Source organism: Neobacillus sp. 114 (assembly GCF_030127045.1).
In the GTDB taxonomy this organism is placed as follows: Bacteria; Bacillota; Bacilli; order Bacillales; family Cytobacillaceae; genus Neobacillus; species Neobacillus rhizophilus.
The window spans coordinates 6,000,258-6,016,379 of sequence record NZ_CP126144.1; the positions used below are offsets into that span (position 1 = coordinate 6,000,258).

General features: G+C 41.9%; 12 protein-coding genes. 1 reads left to right on the forward strand and 11 read right to left on the reverse strand.

The features are described from left to right. Positions 1-426 precede the first annotated feature (426 nt). Positions 427-1,092, forward strand: a complete 666-nt coding sequence (locus QNN06_RS29320; RefSeq protein WP_284036570.1) for a hypothetical protein — start codon at positions 427-429, stop codon at positions 1,090-1,092. Between the two features lie 271 nt (positions 1,093-1,363). On the opposite strand, the gene QNN06_RS29325 is transcribed toward QNN06_RS29320, so the two are convergent. The 11 genes from QNN06_RS29325 to QNN06_RS29375 form a co-directional block, all read right to left on the reverse strand. Further along, complete coding sequence (locus tag QNN06_RS29325) at positions 1,364-5,758, reverse strand: S8 family serine peptidase (protein ID WP_284036571.1); 4,395 nt, start codon at positions 5,756-5,758, stop codon at positions 1,364-1,366. A 909-nt stretch (positions 5,759-6,667) separates the two neighbouring features. Beyond that, positions 6,668-7,048 (reverse strand): RidA family protein, encoded by a 381-nt coding sequence (locus QNN06_RS29330; RefSeq protein ID WP_254124370.1) that lies wholly within the window; start codon positions 7,046-7,048, stop codon positions 6,668-6,670. 23 nt (positions 7,049-7,071) lie between these two features. Continuing rightward, on the reverse strand, positions 7,072-8,115 hold the full coding sequence (locus QNN06_RS29335; protein WP_217032792.1) for an aldose epimerase family protein: 1,044 nt from the start codon (positions 8,113-8,115) through the stop codon (positions 7,072-7,074). A gap of 64 nt (positions 8,116-8,179) precedes the next feature. Then, entirely contained in the window at positions 8,180-9,670 is a 1,491-nt protein-coding gene (gene nhaC, locus QNN06_RS29340; protein WP_284036572.1) for a Na+/H+ antiporter NhaC, read from the reverse strand. Positions 9,671-9,685: 15 nt separating this feature from the next. Continuing rightward, the gene (locus QNN06_RS29345; protein WP_217032789.1) at positions 9,686-10,870 is read right to left on the reverse strand and encodes a MalY/PatB family protein; all 1,185 of its coding nucleotides are present in this window, start codon (positions 10,868-10,870) and stop codon (positions 9,686-9,688) included. A gap of 12 nt (positions 10,871-10,882) precedes the next feature. Next, positions 10,883-12,379: a xylulokinase gene (gene xylB, locus QNN06_RS29350; protein WP_284036573.1), complete on the reverse strand. Its 1,497-nt coding sequence runs from the start codon at positions 12,377-12,379 to the stop codon at positions 10,883-10,885. Positions 12,380-12,391: 12 nt separating this feature from the next. Continuing rightward, complete coding sequence (locus QNN06_RS29355; protein ID WP_284036574.1) at positions 12,392-13,558, reverse strand: ROK family transcriptional regulator; 1,167 nt, start codon at positions 13,556-13,558, stop codon at positions 12,392-12,394. A gap of 18 nt (positions 13,559-13,576) precedes the next feature. Further along, positions 13,577-14,911 (reverse strand): xylose isomerase, encoded by a 1,335-nt coding sequence (gene xylA / locus QNN06_RS29360; RefSeq protein WP_481819277.1) that lies wholly within the window; start codon positions 14,909-14,911, stop codon positions 13,577-13,579. Positions 14,912-15,172: 261 nt separating this feature from the next. Beyond that, the gene (locus tag QNN06_RS29365) at positions 15,173-15,352 is read right to left on the reverse strand and encodes a hypothetical protein (RefSeq protein ID WP_213117324.1); all 180 of its coding nucleotides are present in this window, start codon (positions 15,350-15,352) and stop codon (positions 15,173-15,175) included. 152 nt (positions 15,353-15,504) lie between these two features. Next, complete coding sequence (locus tag QNN06_RS29370; protein WP_481819278.1) at positions 15,505-15,609, reverse strand: YjcZ family sporulation protein; 105 nt, start codon at positions 15,607-15,609, stop codon at positions 15,505-15,507. A gap of 48 nt (positions 15,610-15,657) precedes the next feature. Next, positions 15,658-15,765, reverse strand: coding sequence for a YjcZ family sporulation protein (locus tag QNN06_RS29375; protein ID WP_213117322.1), 108 nt, complete (start codon positions 15,763-15,765; stop codon positions 15,658-15,660). Between the last annotated feature and the right edge of the window lie 357 nt (positions 15,766-16,122).

The window sequence follows — 16,122 nt, forward strand, 5'->3', positions numbered from 1 at the left end:
ATTAGATTAAGATGGATGATTAAATCGATAATAGATTTTATTAAAAATTGGTAAGAGCGTAATGTGGGTTTCTTAGTTTTCTAGTATATTTTTCCTGAATATATTCATATAATTGAGACACAGAAACCTTCCTTGCATGCAACTTCATTTCCCGCGATACCGGTGCTTCTGTTTATTCAAACGAAAACTATCTTTGGTCGACCTTACTAATCAGAAATACTTTTGTATTGATACTCATTCTACTAGAGTTCTTCAGTTATCCATCCAAGCGATTGATATAAAAGAAAGATTCAAATAATTCAAATTAGAGTTCTGTTGAATAATTCGGGCGTAACGTGCATCGGAATTCATACCAAAACTCTACTAATCAGGATTTTATTCCTATATAATTAATATGAATTTACTTAATATTTGGGGGAATAAGTCATGGGGTTTTTTACGTCTTTATTTGGCAGCAAAGATAATAACCAGAAACAGGGTAGTAAGCCAGCAACTAGTTATTCTCAAAATCAGAGGAATACACCTGATTTCAATGATGAAACGAATAAACTAATTGGTCAATTATACAGCCAACTAGCTGGACGTATTAATAGTTATCAACAACAAACTCAAATCAATCAGATCTTATTAACAAAACGGCAACGTACTAATAATTCCAATGATTACATAGATGTCCTTATTAATAATGTTACTTACTTTACTGAAATGGAAAAGGAAATGCTAAAAATTTTAGAGAGAATGTTTAATGAAAAAAGAATACCAAGCTTTAGCCAGGTTGAAGAGGAAATAGTAGGGATACAAAATAGAAAGAAACAACAAATGCCTTCGCTCACAAGCCAAAGTAAAATAGTTTACAATAATAAATTTAGTACCAATAACCAAAAAATAGAAGCACTACAGTTTGATTATGCCTATCATTCTTTAGTTCACGAACTAATAATAGATACAATCGATGCCTTGACTAACAATCACTCCTTTACAAACCAATTATTTAGATCGTCTTCAAAATATAATATAGATACCATCAATAGATACCTGAGCACACACGCAAACATTAAACTAGAAAATATAACATTTACAGGAAGCAGATAAAAAAGTACTCGACACCCTCAGTACTTACTTTAAAGGAGACGTGACCGCATTATCATTATATTTGTGAAAAATAGGGGTATTTTCAGATAATAGAAAGATATAAAAAAAGAAGTGCTGTCAACACTTCTCTCTTTAGCTGCTTTGAATCAAATTCCGTTTCTTTTGTGGGTGCCAGGAACCACGGACAAGAACCACCCCCTCTCGCACCAGCAAAAAAAGCGAACCACCTAGAAGGTGGTTCGTTGGATTAGTTATGACGCTCACATGGCACTTACTTATTCGTTTTCTTTATCTTTTCGTTAATATAGAGTTTGCCGTCGGCGGTTTTTCGAGATTCGTTGCCGTACGTATCGACGGCTTTGACTTCGACGACGGCTCCGGCGGCTTTCATGTCTTTGGTGGCGGTGTAGTAGCCGGCGTAATTACCTGGTGACACCTCCATCATAGGAAGTTCAGTCGCGTTGGAAGCCTGGAGCTGGCCGGTCAGTTGTGTCAACGGCATTTGAATCGTGAAGGAAGCCTTTAAGCCCGGCTCGCTTGTGAACTCAATCTTCACGCTTTCGCCTTTCTTCAATTCCTTATCTGCATCTGGCTTCAGATTTTGAATCTGCGGCGCCGTGTAGTCCACATCGACACTCACCGACTTTTCTGTCGTGTTGCCTGCTTTATCCTTGGCCACCACAGAAATCTGATTAACGCCTTCCTCCAGCATGATACGGGCGGAATACTTGCCATCCTGAACCTTCGCCGTTGCTCCGTTCACCAGCACTAAATACAGGTGGTCATCTGCAACAGTGCCGCTGACGGTAACAGTTTCGGAATTTAACTTACTGCCATCAGCCGGGGTGCCGATCGTCAATTCCGGCGGGGCGGCGTCATAAATAATGTTGACCAGTGCCGAAGCATCCGTCATCCCCTGCTCAGTGGACGCCTTGGCGGTCAATTGGTTCTCACCAGCAGCCAGCTTCACATCGACCGCGTATGTGCCATTATCCTGGGCATCAACGACAGCCACCTCTGTTCCTTTGTTAAAAATATGAACCTTCGTCGTCGGTGCTACTTCGCCTGTTACCGTGACCGTTTCACTATTGGTGAACGTTCCATCAACCGGCGCGGTAATCGTTGGCGCTGTAACTTCATAATCGACGACAGCGCGAATCATATAGTTTCCTTCAGCTTCAGGGGACGGTGCCCAGCCGCCGCTGACCAGCTGCCAGCTGCGCTTGGCATTTTTTCCATTCTCGTCTGTCGCCAAACCAGGGGACTTCGTATTGATATCAGCTTGGATATAAACCAAATAGAAATCGCCTTCCACGAGGATGCCATGGCTGCTTAAATCGACATGCGTCCACTGGCCATTGCGTAGTGCCGACGCATCAAACGGTCCAGCCAGCTTCTTGCCAGGCGCACCATCAGGGCCTGATGCATCGTAAACGGCAACCTTAAAGGCTGTGCCGCCCGGAACCGGCCATTCGGATGTCCAGAAGCGGAATAATCCTCCGGTCACCAATGCTTTTTTGTGGCCCTCTGCCAGCGACATTTTCACGGCCCAGCCATTGCCGGCATCGTAAAACGCGCGGGCATTTTCCGCCGTGCCGTCATCATAGCCGATTTCACCGCGGAAACCGATGAATGGCTTAAGCGCAATGTTCTGTTCAAAGTTTCCTTTCAGTTGAATCGTTGTCTCCTGGCTATAATAATGCGGGGCAACGATTTTCAGCGTGTAATCGCCTTCATAAGCCGTAATTGAAAAATGTCCATTTGCATCGGTTTGTACTGGGGCAATTTTTGCGTCTTCCACTAGATATACCGTTGCACCGGCAACAGGCTGCCCGGTTGTTTGATTGGTGATGGTACCGGAAACGGTGCCCTTTGCCAATTCCTGAAGGTTAAAGTTAGCGGTCGCGGTACTGTCATTGTCAATCGTGACAGACTTGGTCTGAGTCGCAAACCCATAAGCCTCGGCCTTAACGGTATAGGTTCCGGATGCATGCGTCATCTCGAAGCTGCCGTTTGCCGGGTTGGTCGTCACGGAACGGCCCGACTCGAGGACGGTCACCTGTGCCTGCATCGGCAGTGCCATTGGGGCGGCTGTCATGTCGGACGCGGCTGCCTTGTCTGCTTCAGGCATCACGACGGTAATCTTGTCAGGATCGACTTGCTCTTTTTTCGCGGAATCTGCTTCTGCAGCACCCTCTTGTTTCGCGGAATCTCCCTCAGCTGTTTTTACCGAATCCGCCGCCACAGCTGCCTCACCAGTGTCACCGGCAGTATCGGCCACAGGGTCTTCTTTTTCCAAAGAAGCAGGGGCAGCCAGCGCTGTATTGGTCAGCTTGACATCATCGATATACCAGCCTTGCTTCACCACGCTGCCATCAGTGGTGAGGTTGAACGCAATGTAGATGCGTTGACCGGCGTACTCGCTGAGGTTGACCTCGCCGTCAATCCAGCCATTCGACAGGTTGTTGACGCGGAGCTTTTGCACCCAGTTGACGCCGTCTGTCGAGACAAACACATGGCCGTAATCATAGTTGCGCTCGAGTTCATACCATTGCTTGAATTGCAGGTAGCTGTTTCCTTCCGGCAAATCGATCGGCGGCATTTGCAGGTTCGCGTTGGCGCGGCTGTCGTAATTGCCAGTCAGGTTGGTCGCATAGACTTTTTCGCCGGAATAAGCAGCCCTAGGTCCGTTCGTCGGGACGCCCCACTGCCAGGAATTCATGGCGCCATAGGAAGTCCAGCCATCCGGATTGCTTTCAAAATCGGCTACATACCCGACGGTGATTCCAGGAACAACTGTTACGGTGTGCTCGCTGACGGTTTCATTTCCGCCAAAGTCGACCGCTTTCCATTTGTAGACAAGGTTACCGACGGCAACGTCGGCCCCAGGGAGGGTCGCGCGGTAGGTGCCATTTTTGTAATCACCGGCCGTGCGCTCTACAGCGGCATTAGCCCAAGTGCCATCTTGTTTTTGATATTGGAAGGATACATCTGTTACACTGATATTGTCGGCAGCCGAAGCTTCTAACGTTAGCGGCATTCCTGCGAAAACCGTGGCAGGTTGGGAATGCGTTAACACCGGTGCTTCACTGTCGTCCCCATCTTTTGTTACCTGTCCCTTCAATTTTCCCAATCCGGAGACCACTGAAGAAACTGCATCATACGCATTCAATAACCCCGACCCATAGCCGTTGTTTGGCGACGTTGGATAGGTGCCGTCCGTTAACGGAATCGCGGTCGTCTGTAAAATTTGCTCCAAATCAGCGACGGTTAAGCTGGCATTGGCCTGCTTCAGCAACGCAACAGCTGCCGAGACGTGCGGTCCTGCCATTGATGTGCCATTCCAGCCGCCTTCATAGCCGCTGCCCGGAACGGATGAACGAATGTTCACACCCGGTGCGGTTATTTCCGGTTTGATTTCCCCGTATGGAGATGGTCCCAGTAAAGAGAAGCTTCCGAGTTTGTTGTTGATATCGGTAGCCCCTGTCGCGAACGACTCCGGATAGTTGGCCGGATTCGCCACAGACCCTGGTCCGCCCGGATTGCTCAGCGTCGTATTTCCTGCAGAGAATTCTGGAAAAATTTCAGCTGCTACCCAAGCCTGCACCATCGGACGGTACCACTCGTCAAGGCCCGGCCCGCCGCCCCATGAATTATTGATGACGTCCGGCGCTTTGTCTGGGTCGCCTCCAGGATTCATCATCCACTGGCCTGCTTCCAATAAATCAGCATCTGTCCCGCCCGCGGCTGTGAATGCTTTTACCGCAATCCACTTCGCACCTGGCGCAACGCCAATAACATTCTGCCCGCTTGGATCGGCTCCGACCATGGTTCCCATAGTATGGGTGCCGTGCCCTTGATCGTCATATGGTGTTGCTTGGCCTCTGACCGCGTCAAGCCAGCTGTAAGTGTGATCTGATTGGCCTGTGGCAGAGTTATAGCCGCGGTATTTTTCCTTTAATGCCGGGTGGTCCCACTGAACGCCGGTATCGATTGAACCGATGACCGTGCCGCTCCCGTCAATCCCCATTTCCCACACTCTTGGTGCGCCGACCCGATCAATATTCCATTCGATGCCGGTTGTGGCGGCTTGCGGTTCCTGAACGGCTGTTCCGGCCGCGGATGATTTTTCCGGAACGAACAATTGTCTGGTTTCGTTCGGCAGGATTTTTTCAACCTCCATGAAGGCGGCTGCTTTTTCCATAACTTCCTGTGTGGCTGTGACGGCAATCGCATTGACCACGAAGAAGGATTGGACATCCTTGGCGTTGCCGGCTTTGACCTGCTCTTCCAGGTAGGCGATCAAGTCAGCCTGCGATTCCTGTGCTGTTGCTTTCAGCTCGGAAACAATTGTGTTCCGTTTCAACGATTTCGTCTTAGCCGGTGTGGCCTTCTGGAGTTTTGCCTGTTTCTCCGTATCCTTGGCCACCTTTGCGGTATCCACTTGCTCTTTCATTTTGATCAAGAAGGTAACTTTGTCTTCTGCTTCGAATTGCTTTGCTAAGGATTTACTTACTTTTTGCTGCGGTGTTGGAAGTGCATCCTTTGCGGATGTGCTGGCACCTTTCGTCGCTGCCACAGCATTCATGTTCGGCTGGAGCAGCATCGGCAGCATCAGGATCGCGGTTAATAGAATTGAGAAAATACGTTTTTTCCTTCTTTTCATCCACTTACCTCCTAAGTATTTTCCTTCTTAAAGTAACTTGCCGCCCTCCTTTCTTCGCACACTCTTTGTCATTACTTCGGTGCTACCTTAAAAATAAGCGTTTACAGCTCGTTTTGTTGTCGAATGTTGGTAGGTTAATTGGTTAGATTTGGTAATTGATAGTTTGGTTGTTATTGGGAAAATTAGCAAATGAGTCTAAAATCATGTCAACCCAAGTTTTATAAATAGAATAATAGGTATTCTGACACGCATCTCCTCAACCCCCTCAAAAAGTCCCCCTAAAAATCATTCCATTTACCTAGCTTAATAGATACAAAAACAACCCCCGCACCTGTCAACTTGCCCAACACTTAGTGAATTTTTCCCATTATGAAGCATGGGGACGGTTCTTGTGCATCATTCTGGTGATGCATGGGGATGGTTCTAGACCACTGAAAAAACACCTTAAGAAGGTTCGGACACTTCCGCCTCTTTCAGAAGCCCGCTTAAAGATATTTCACCCATATTTCACCCTTGACCGAGGCGGTTTTGTCTTTAAGAAGCCATAGTAGAGAGTGTTTCTCAGTAATCTCGGACGGTTCTCATGCTTCATTATGAGAGGCATGGGGACGGTTATAAGAATAGGGAATTGATAAGGAATGGGAGGGATTCTACAGTATGTACAGGAGGTGCATTTATGCGCTTTTGATGTAAGTATGGGGAAAAGATATTTAACTCAAATTTCACGGCGGCACAGTAGAAAAAGCCATGCCATTGATGTTGAAAGTAATAGAATAACTTATCAAAATGCAGAGTAGAAAACAGAAATTAGATATTGTCTTCTTGTCTCCTAGTTTCAGTGCAATGGGGGTATGACCTATAGCCAGACCCCCATTGCCTAAATAAGTGTTAGGAATAATTCCAAACAACTTATTTTTCTGTACTTGCAATTACCTCAATTTCAATCAATACATCTTTAGGAAGTCGGCTGATTTCGACTGTGGAGCGGGCAGGACGATGGTCTCCCAATGCCTTACCGTATTCTTCATTTATCGTTGCAAATTGACTCATATCTTTTACAAAAATGGTTGATTTCACAATATGGTTTAGTGTGAGTTCTTCACTTTCCAAGATAGCTTGGATGTTTTTCATCACTTGTTGTGTTTGAAGATTTATATCATTTTCTACGACATTACCTGTTGCAGGGTCAATTGGAATTTGTCCTGAAAGAAAAAGAAGATTTCCCACTTTGACACCTTGTGAATAAGGACCAATTGCCTTAGGTGCATTTTCTGTAAAAATGGTTTTCATTATAGATCACATCTCCCACGATTTTATTTCATAACACTAAAGGTATAGGTTGTTTTAGCATGATATTCATCACCCTTTTTAAGCACAATAGATGGAAAATGGGTATGGTGGATCGCATCCGGCAATCCTTGTGTTTCTAAGCAAACACCAAGATATTTTCGAGATTTTACACCTTGAATCGAAAAACCACTTGGGATCTGGTTACCTGTATACAGAACAACCGCAGCTTGATCAGTTGCAACTGTTAAGCATCTACCACTCTCATGATCCATCAAACAAATAGGATGATCGCCATTTAATATAAAAGGATGATCATAGCCAGATCCAACTAGTTTATTTTGCGGATGACTTGATAGAACACCATCCTTCAGCATTCTTCCATTCCGGAAATCAAAAGGGGTCTGATCAACATTTAAAAAACTTCCAGTAGGAATGAATTCAGAATCAAGTTCTAGGAAACTAGAACTATTTAATGTAAGCGAATGTTCTAGAATATCCCGCTTCATATTTCCACTTAAATTAAAGTAGGAATGATTGGTTAGATTTAGAAGGGTATCTTCATCTGTCGTTCCATGATAGGAAATGACCAACTCATTCTGATTAGTTAACAGGTAAGTTACCTTGACATGTAAATTACCTGGATACCCTTCTTCATCGTCGGGGCTGAAATACGAAAATTGTACACCAGCTGTCCCCTCAATTTGAATCATTTTTGCCTTCCAAACGACATTATGAAATCCACGTTCTCCGCCATGAAGATGATTCCTGTTCTCGTTATTGGGCAATACATAAGTCTTTGAATTTAACTCAAACTCGGCCCCTTTTATTCTTCCTGCAACTCGTCCAATGACGTTTCCAAAATAAAGCGACCATTTGCGATAGTCATCAAGCTGATCAAAACCAAGAACAATATTTTCGATATGACCATTGCGGTCAGGAACCTTAATAGCAGAAATAATACAACCATAATCTAGACAGGTAATTTCCATACCATTGTCGTTTTTCAATGTGTAAGCGGAAATAGGTTGATTGAGCAATCTTCCAATTTCCTCTTTAACAACCTTCATAGATTTCCTTTACTCCTTATTAGCTGATTTTTCTACCCCATCAACTAATCCTTTTTTCTTCAGATTATCCCGCAACTTTAGATGAATGAGTTTCCTGCTTACCTTCAATCTCGGCAAGCATTTGTTTCTGCTCTTCAGGCGATAATTTTGCAATTCCAAAGCCTGTAAAGCCCCAAATAGTAGCAAAAATAATTCCTGTCCAACATAATACAGCCCAAGGCAAATAGGATAAGGTGGCAACTCCTAATGTTCCAGCCATATAAGCCCCGGCCGCAGTCCATGGTAAGATAGGTTCAATAATCGTAGCCGAATCTTCTACCGTACGTCCAAGGTTTTTTGGATGGAGTCCTCTTTTAATATAACTATCTCGTAACATTTCACCTGGCATGAGAATAGAAATTTGACCATTGCTTGTTACACCAATCATTGTCAGTCCCGTAATAATGGTTGTAACAATAAGGCTGCCTGTCGATTTAACCTTACTCATCATTTTGTTAATGATTAAATCTAGAGATTTCGTTACTGAATAAGTCCCGGCGAAGGAAATGGCAGAGAAACAGATTAATAGTGTTCCCATCATTGAATTCATACCACCGCGGTTTAACAATCTAGGAATATCTGCAATCACGGTGTTCGGATCGAATCCTGGTGCTTTGATCATCGAAATATTAAAGCCACCCACAACTGAAGAGACAGCATCATTCAAAGTAAATCCTTGAAAAATCAATGCATTGGCCATTGCGAAAATCGACGAAATCAGCATGACCGGAATCGTAGGTTTTTTCCAGACAGAACCAACAAGCACAATCAGAATCGGAACAACTAAAAGAAGATTCCAGTTAAAAGCTAGATCCAATGTACTCATAATGGTGGAAACCTTTTCAGGAATTTCTGCAGTTGCTGAACCTGAATTTAAACCGACAACAATATAAACAATACTGGCAACAATAAAAGAAGGAACTGTTGTATAAAGTAGATGTCCTATATGCGTATATAGATTTACACCCGTTGCAATGGATGCAATATTAGTGGTATCCGATAATGGTGATAACTTATCTCCAAAATAGGCACCTGCTACTACTGCACCTGCTACAGCTGCTAAGTTGGCATCCATTCCAGCTGCAACTCCTATAAATGCAACCCCGATTGTACCAGCAGAACCCCAAGAGGTCCCTGTACAAAGAGATACGACAGAAGTAACAAGGAAAGCAGTAATTAATAAAAATTGTGGATCTATAATCTTTAGACCATAGTAAATCATCATTGGAATCGTTCCGCCAACCATCCAAGCCCCGATCATAAAACCGACAACAATTAAGATCAGGATGGCTGGCATTGTTTTAGCAATTTTTTCAGAAATGGAATCCATAATATCTTGATACGAATGACCTAAATAAATAGCAATGGCACCTGCCACAATGGCAGACATAATGATTAATGGCTCTGGAGGCAATTGAAAAAAGATATAACCGAAGGATAAAAATATCACCATTGCGATAATCGGTAATACAGCTAAGAACATTGTTGGTTCCTTAATTACTTTTGATTTCCCCATCTTATTCACCCTTATTTATATTTTTATTGTGTCAATCCTTTTGTATACTTGTGCAATACGGATTAAGCCATCATGTAAGAGCCTTCGTGGTGTCGCAAGATTGATGCGGATAAAGCCTTCGTATTCTTTTCCAAATGAAGAGCCAAAGCTTACATTTACCCTTGCCTCCTCTAAAATCCAACGTTTTAAATCTGCTTCATTCATACTCCAGTCCCTGCAGTCCATCCATAATAAATACGTTCCTTCAGGTTCAATCGATTTAATCTTCGGAAAATTTTCCTTGCAAAATTCCTTTGTAAAAGAAAGATTATCATGGATATAACTTTTTAGACTCGTGAGCCAGTCATCGCAACATGTGTAAGCAATCTCTAAAGCAGGGACGGCAAAAAAGGTTGGATTATGAATCCCTGCCTGAATTAAAGATTCTTTAAACCTGGCACGATAGGTGTCATTTGGAATAATAATATTGGCAATCTCTAGGCTTGCCAGATTAAACGTTTTTCCGGGAGAAGTACAAATAATCGATTGCTGTGCCAGCCGTTCTGAAAGGCTTGCTACAATGGTATGCTGATGATCTCCATAGATAAAATCTGCATGAATATCATCCGAAACCAAAAGAACATGATATTTTAAACATAACTCCCCTAATCGCCACAGTTCTTCTTTTGTCCAAACTCTGCCGGTTGGATTATGAGGTGAACACAATAAGAGAATTTTCACTCCCTCTCTCATCTTTGCTTCTGTATCCTCAAAGTCTATCTCATACCGGCCATCTTTTAATTCTAACGGACTTTCGACCAGTGTCCTTCGGTTTACCGTTACTGCATTGGTAATAGGCGCATAGGATGGAGTATGGACGAGAACCTTATCCCCTTCCTTGATAAAATGCTGCAATATCAAAGATACCGCTTGCACAATTCGGGGACAAAAAACGATCCATTCCCGATTGATTTTCCAGTCAAACCTTCTCTGAAACCAACCTTCCACGGCCTCATAGTATGGAGGAAAAAGTTCTGTATATCCATAAATTCCATGTTTAGCCATTTCTATCATTTTATTTACAAGGACTTGTGGTGCACGCAAATCCATATCAGCAACAGATAAAGCGATTACATCTTTGCCATAATCGTTAGAGATACCGTCCCATTTAGCAGAATTCGTATGAAAACGATCGACGACCTCATCAAAGTTTGTGTTCATAATCAGCTGCTCCTAACGTAATAAGCTATCCTCTATTAAATAAATTTCCTCATATACACCTTTTAAAGAGGAATATATTTTTTGAAAAATTGGGAACATCTTCGAATAAATGATCGTGTTTTGCTCCATTGGTTCATAAACCTGACTTTCGACATCCATCTGCTTACAAGCATCTTGCAAAGATGAATAGGCCCCATTTCCAACTGAAGCTAAAATCGCTGCACCTAAAGCTGGTCCACCTGTATTAGATGACGTGACTAATGGAACCTGAAACACATCAGCTAGTATTTGCATCCATAATGGGCTTTGTGTCCCACCGCCAATCACTTTTGCTTGTGTAAATGGGATGTTCAGCTTTTTAAGAATGTGGACAGAATCATGTAAAGCAAATGCTACTCCTTCTAATATGGCTCTTGTCATCTCCCCTCTCGAATGGGAAGAACTTAAACCGACAAAGGTTCCTTTGGCATATGGATCATTATGGGGTGTCCGTTCACCTGACAAATAAGGAAGGAAATAAAGTCCATTACTGCCGGCCACAGCCTTTTCGGCTTCAAGTAAAAGAGTGTCATAATCACTCTTGTTCACATCCTCAACCCACCACTTAAGAGAGGCAGCTGCTGACAACATGACTCCCATCACATGCCATTTCCCGCTAGCATCACAAAACGTATGTAGACTATTATGACGGTCTACTGAATAGCTATCTTTGGGTGAGAAGACTACCCCTGATGTGCCTAGCGATATAAGGGATGTTCCTTCCTGGAGAATTCCGCTGCCAACAGCACCAGCTGCATTATCACCTGCGCCTGCTACAACCTTCACACCAACTGGAACTCCAATTTGAGCAGAAGCAAATTCGTTTACCGTTCCTGCTATTTCAAAAGACTCATAGACCTTTGGCAGCATCTCTTCTCGAATCCCAATAATATCAAGCATTTCATGTGACCAGGTCCGGTTCTTCACATTAAAATACAGCGTGCCGGAAGCGTCCGAAACATCAGTAAACATATTGCCTGTCAGTTTATATCCGATATAATCCTTTGGAAGCAGAAAATAACGAGCTTCTTCCATCATGCTCGGTTTATTCTTTTTTAACCACAGAATTTTGGGTGCTGTGAACCCTGTAAGGGCAATATTCCCTGTATGTGTCGACAGAAAATCTTTTCCTATTTTTTCATTTAAAAAGGAACATTCTTCATGAGTCCTTTGGTCATTCCATAAAATAGCTGGGGTTATGACATCCCCATTTTTATTTAGAACAACTAAGCCATGCATCTGTCCGCTAATGCCAATTCCTTTAACCGCATCTGGAGACATAAACGTAAAAAGTTCTTTTAGTCCTTCAACGGTCGCATTCCACCAATCATCAGGGTTTTGCTCAGACCACCCCGGTTCGGGATGGTAAAGGGGGTAGTCCTTGGTTACCTGATATTTAACTTCCTCTGCACTTTCGATATAGACAATCTTTACTCCAGACGTTCCAACATCAATCCCAATATAACCCAAAACGGCACCTCCTTATTGCTCATCTGTATTGAATACTTTTTGAAACGGAGTAACAGCAGCGCCTAATATGGATGAATCTGCATTCAACGTAGAAAATAAGATATCTACATCACTGCTACTATGGAAGACTGATTTTTCAAATACTAAATCTCTTAATTCATCAATAAATAAATTCCCATGCTTCGCCAGATTACCGCCAATAACGATTTCCTTTGGATCTATCGCCAAGAGAATATTTTGCAAGCCCAGCGCCAGATTATTTAAATACTCACTAACCACAGCCTTCGTATCTTCGTCCCCAGCCTTATATTGAGCAGCAATATCATCTAGAGTACCGCCAATTGTATGTTTTGTTTGGTTGTACCTATCCAATAGAACGGTCTCTGAACTAAACAACTCCCAGCAGCCTGTCCTTCCACATTTACACAATTTTTCAGAGTAACCGATATGCATATGTCCAAACTCGCCGGCACGCTCCTTATTTCCTCTATAAAAGCCATCCTTCGTCATAATCGAGGCCCCAATACCTTCTGTGATAGACACATAGACTGTTTGTTCCCCCACTTGTTTACGGCCAAGCAATAATTCGCCAAAAGCTCCGGCATTGGCTTCATTCTCAATATAAATGGGGAATGGAAACATCTCATTTAGAAATTCTAACGAGAATTGCTTTACTCCTAAATTTGGTGCTAGTTCAAGGACAAAATGCTCGCGATCGACAGTTCCAGGAACAGATAGGCCAATACCAGCAATTCGAGATAGCGGGATATCCAAGTCATGAACCATTTGTTTAATTTCATCAGTCAATTTCAAGATAATTCGATGGAAATCCGCTGTAATATCAAATTCATCCAACAAAAACTCTTCACGACTTTGTATTTGACAACATAAATTAATAAGAACCATACTCACCTTAGTTGGAGCAATTTCTACCCCAATGGAATAAAGGGCATTAGGGATTAGGCGGATAATCTTTGGCTTCCTTCCACCAGTAGACTCTGCAATTCCCGCTTCTTCCACTAGCCCTTCCTCTAATAATTTTGTAAGGTTGGAGGTAACAGTTGGTATACTAATATTCGTCTTTTGGGCAATATCAAATTTTGTCAGTTGCCGGTGTGAATAAAGTGTTGCCAAAATTTTATCTCTATTATTTAGTTTTTCTAAATTTTGAATATACATAAAACCACCAATTTCTATCTATTTCGTTCGAAAAATATAGGAGTTGACAATACTCTCAAGCATCTCTTGTCTACCTGAAGATAATTTACTATCACCATGCTCCAGTGCATATTGGTACAAGTCACTTAATCCTACTTTTCCGTCGATAATTTCTTGTCCAATGCCGCTCGTATAACTTTCGTAACGTTTTTCGATTACGTCTTCCAAAACACGGTCTTCAAGAAGTTTATGAGCAACTCTTAATCCTTTAGCAAATGTATCCATCCCCGCAATGTAGGCAAAGAATAAATCTTCTGGTTCAAATGAAGCCCGTCGAACCTTCGCATCAAAATTCAATCCACCTGGCGCAATACCGCCTTGTTTCAGTACCTCATACATCGCCATCGTAGCATCATAAATATTGGTAGGAAATTGATCCGTATCCCAGCCCAATAATAAATCCCCTTGGTTTGCATCAATACTTCCCAATGCATTATGAATTCTAGCCATATTGAGCTCATGTTGAAAAGTATGTCCTGCCAATGTGGCATGGTTGGCTTCAATATTTAACTTAAACTCTTTTTCAAGCCCATAATGACGTAAAAATCCTAAGACAGTGGCAGTGTCAAAGTCGTATTGATGCTTGGTAGGTTCCTTTGGTTTAGGCTCGATTAACAGTTGTCCAGTAAATCCGATTTCATACTTGTAATCCACAACCATTTTTAAAAATCTAGCAAAATTGTCCAGCTCCAACTTTGTATCTGTGTTTAGGAGCGTTTCGTATCCTTCTCTTCCTCCCCATAGCACATAGTTTTCACCGCCAAGGCGTTTTGTGATATCCATTGCTATTTTCACTTGAGCGGCAGCTCTAGCAAATACATTTGCATGACAAGAGGTGGCTGCGCCATGCATAAATCTTTGATGGCTAAATGCATTAGTGGTTCCCCACAATAATTTAATCCCAGTCTCTTTCATTTTCTCTTCTATAAGATTAACGATTTCATACAGGTTTCTCTCAGTTTCCTCGAGTGTCTCCCCATCCGGCGCAATATCGACATCATGGAAACAGAAATATTCAATTCCTAATTTCTGCATGAACTCAAATGCAGCAACTACTCTTCTTTTCGCAATAGTCATTGGATCACCCAATGAATCCCATTCTCTCTCCATTGTTGGCAATCCAAATGGATCCATTCCCTTAAATGTAAACGTATGCCAATAACTCATAGCAAAACGCAGATGGTCTTTCATCGGCTTACCACCGATCATTTCTTCCGCATTATAATATTTAAAAGATAATGGATTGGTTGAGCCTTCACCTTCATATGTAATTTTAGGTATATCTTTAAAAACTGCTTCGTCAATAGTAGAAATATTCAAGAGAAGTGCCCCTTTCATTAGAACATATATTTATTAAAATATTGTATTTGCTGTCTACATGAGATATTGTACACCCAACTGAAAACACTTTCAATCTTTTTAAAGTTATTTTTAAAAGTATTTTTAAAAGTGTTTTAAAAAGTGCATATTAGTAGGTTCTCTCTCTTTATTCAAAAGAATACTTTTCGAAAAATATGAATTTACTTCACAAAAAAAGAGCCCGAAGGCCCAAACACACACGCCTTAATCAAATGCTTAAAAGAATCCGCGTCTACGTTCGAATTCAAACCGTCTTCTTCTTTCAATCTCGATTTCAATCCGTCTTCTTCTCTCAATCTCGATTTCAATTTCAATTCGTCTTCTTCTCTCTATTTCGATTTCAATTTCAATCGGGACAAACCGTCTTCTTCCAAATCCAAAAAATCCAAATGTCATTAAATCCCCCTCCTTTCATTAGAGGTTTAAATTCAACAAGGCAAATTAATTCTGTTTTTTTAATATTTGTAAATCATAGGGGAATTTTACAAAAGACAGGTTGTCCCAACCTGTCCTTCTACTGAAAATCAGTAACATGACCCTTCTACGACTTAGTAACCATAACCAGTTGAAAAACTAGTTCCTACAATGATCAGTAATACGAAAAGCACAACGATTAATGCAACCATGTGTCCAAGTCCACCGGACATGTAAATCACCTCGATTCTAGATAATTTGACTATTAAAATCCAGAATGGACATTTTTACCAAATAGCAGTAGTTGTTAGTACGATAATTAATAAAACGAACAATACAACGATTAACGCGAAGTTAGTACCCATCCCATATCCTCCGCCGCTATATCCATACATAAATTATCACCTCCTTTTATTTTTCTGAGATATTAATTGAATCCCACTATTAAGATATTTTTTTGTAAAAAAAATGATTGGACGAGTTCATAATTTTAAGAAAAATCGGCTATTTCATTATAAAACTCTCTTAAATGACCATTTAGTATTGGGAATTTTGAAGGCTTCTAAATTGTTTATTAAGTGTACGGATGAAATGCAAAGAAGCGTATCTAATAAAAAATACGCTTCTTTGGATTGGAGGTGTACTATATGGAGGCGGATATGGCGAGAGAGATTCCTGTCCCTCGTATTATAAAATATGCAAAAAAAAATACAGAAGATTGGACAAGCGTTGATAACAGATAAAATTATTTT

Bases quoted from the DNA above. Each gene is read 5' to 3' on its own strand.
- QNN06_RS29320 (WP_284036570.1), top strand. From the start codon at position 427: ATGGGGTTTTTTACGTCTTTATTTGGCAGCAAAGATAATAACCAGAAA.
- QNN06_RS29355 (WP_284036574.1), bottom strand. From the start codon at position 13,558: ATGTATATTCAAAATTTAGAAAAACTAAATAATAGAGATAAAATTTTG.
- nhaC (WP_284036572.1), bottom strand. From the start codon at position 9,670: ATGGGGAAATCAAAAGTAATTAAGGAACCAACAATGTTCTTAGCTGTA.
- QNN06_RS29325 (WP_284036571.1), bottom strand. From the start codon at position 5,758: ATGAAAAGAAGGAAAAAACGTATTTTCTCAATTCTATTAACCGCGATC.
- QNN06_RS29330 (WP_254124370.1), bottom strand. From the start codon at position 7,048: ATGAAAACCATTTTTACAGAAAATGCACCTAAGGCAATTGGTCCTTAT.
- QNN06_RS29365 (WP_213117324.1), bottom strand. From the start codon at position 15,352: ATGACATTTGGATTTTTTGGATTTGGAAGAAGACGGTTTGTCCCGATT.
- QNN06_RS29335 (WP_217032792.1), bottom strand. From the start codon at position 8,115: ATGAAGGTTGTTAAAGAGGAAATTGGAAGATTGCTCAATCAACCTATT.
- QNN06_RS29375 (WP_213117322.1), bottom strand. From the start codon at position 15,765: ATGTATGGATATAGCGGCGGAGGATATGGGATGGGTACTAACTTCGCG.
- QNN06_RS29345 (WP_217032789.1), bottom strand. From the start codon at position 10,870: ATGAACACAAACTTTGATGAGGTCGTCGATCGTTTTCATACGAATTCT.